Origin of the sequence: Halorubrum sp. SP3 (assembly GCF_005435195.1) — an archaeon.
In the GTDB taxonomy this organism is placed as follows: Archaea; Halobacteriota; Halobacteria; order Halobacteriales; family Haloferacaceae; genus Halorubrum; species Halorubrum sodomense.
Genome location: NZ_SGTU01000322.1, coordinates 1 through 498, shown reverse-complemented (window position 1 = coordinate 498; position 498 = coordinate 1). Strand labels below are relative to the sequence as shown.

The 498-nt window shown below is 66.9% G+C and carries 1 protein-coding gene and 1 pseudogene; one reads left to right on the top strand and one right to left on the bottom strand.

Going from position 1 to position 498, the window contains the following annotated elements:
- Window positions 1–219 (top strand): annotated as a pseudogene (locus EXE42_RS16700) (hypothetical protein); the annotation flags it as partial.
- 27 nt (window positions 220–246) lie between these two features.
- On the opposite strand, the gene EXE42_RS16695 reads toward EXE42_RS16700, so the two are convergent.
- Window positions 247–498: type II toxin-antitoxin system PemK/MazF family toxin (locus EXE42_RS16695; RefSeq protein WP_137707033.1), on the bottom strand; the 252-nt coding region annotated here is incomplete at its 5' end.

Genomic DNA, 498 nt, shown 5'->3' with positions numbered 1-498 from the left:
GGCGACCCCGGACCGATGGACGAGGGCGACTGGGCGGCGCTCATCGACCCCTTCTCCGAGGAGCGCGTGGTCGTCGTCTTCGCGTTCGACGACCTCGTGCCGCTCGATAGCCCCGTCGAGAACGACCTGAACGGCGTGCGCGGCGCGTGGTACTGTTCGGTTGCCGACCTGCGCGAGGAGACGACGCTGTCGGGGTTGCGCGACCGGTCCGAGACCTGACCGGTCGGCGGAGACGGGCGTCGCCGTTCAGATCGCCATGAGCCCGAGGCTGTATTCGAGGGCGGTGTCGACCTCGTCCAGCCGTTCCTGCGGGATCGATCCGAGGTTCTCCGTAATGCGATGCTCGATCGAGACGGTTCGAATCTGACTACAGAGCGCGACGGAGTCCTCCCGAAGCGCACTCTCCTCGGCCGGGACAAGTACCTCGAACGGGTACAGTTGGTCCCCGAACGAGGTGGTGAACGGGACGACGATCGTCGTCGGCGCGTTCGCGTTCCC